This window comes from Wolbachia endosymbiont of Wuchereria bancrofti (assembly GCF_002204235.2).
GTDB lineage: Bacteria > Pseudomonadota > Alphaproteobacteria > Rickettsiales > Anaplasmataceae > Wolbachia.
On the sequence record NZ_NJBR02000042.1, the window covers coordinates 1 to 576 of the forward strand.

1 protein-coding gene is annotated in these 576 nt (G+C 34.2%); it reads left to right on the forward strand.

Features of this window, described 5'->3' with window-relative positions; all coding sequences use genetic code 11:
• Nucleotides 1-96 precede the first annotated feature (96 nt).
• Entirely contained in the window at nt 97-285 is a 189-nt protein-coding gene (locus CCY16_RS07015) for a DUF6444 domain-containing protein (RefSeq protein ID WP_410543241.1), read from the forward strand.
• Nucleotides 286-576: the final 291 nt, after the last annotated feature.

Sequence of the window (576 nt, forward strand, 5' to 3'; positions counted from 1 at the left end):
TAACCGTTTACGGAGATAAGGGATTTATAAAGTAGTTGTAAAAGTGTAAGGACATAAGAAGCTAAATATGGAGTGGGTAAATGATAACAGAGCTGCATAAAAGATTGGGCGCACGAATTAAAAAACGCTAATCTCAAAGAAGAAATAAAGGCTCTGATTATAGAAAATGATAGCTTAAAAGCAAAAGTAATTGAGCTAGAAGATAAATTGGCTCTAAACTCAAAAAATTCATCTCTACCACCATCGCAAGATATATATCGCAAAAAAAACAAAAAAGAAAAGTGATAAAAAACCAGGAGGTCAGCCAGGGCATAAAGTATATAAGTGAGATTTGATGGTAGCAAATATAGTAGTGGACTGTACAATTTTATCAGGTTTGTGTGTGTGGAAATAAGGTTGTTTTAGAAGATGGAGTTATCCATTAAAAGGTAGAATTACCAGAAATCAAACCAATCGTAACTGAGTATAGGTTGCAAAGAGGCTATTACAGAGCTTGTAATAGGAAGGTTTCAGCTAATTTACCCATAGGGGTTTCAAGGGGTCTTCTAGGGTTCAATGCTAAAACAATAATTAGCA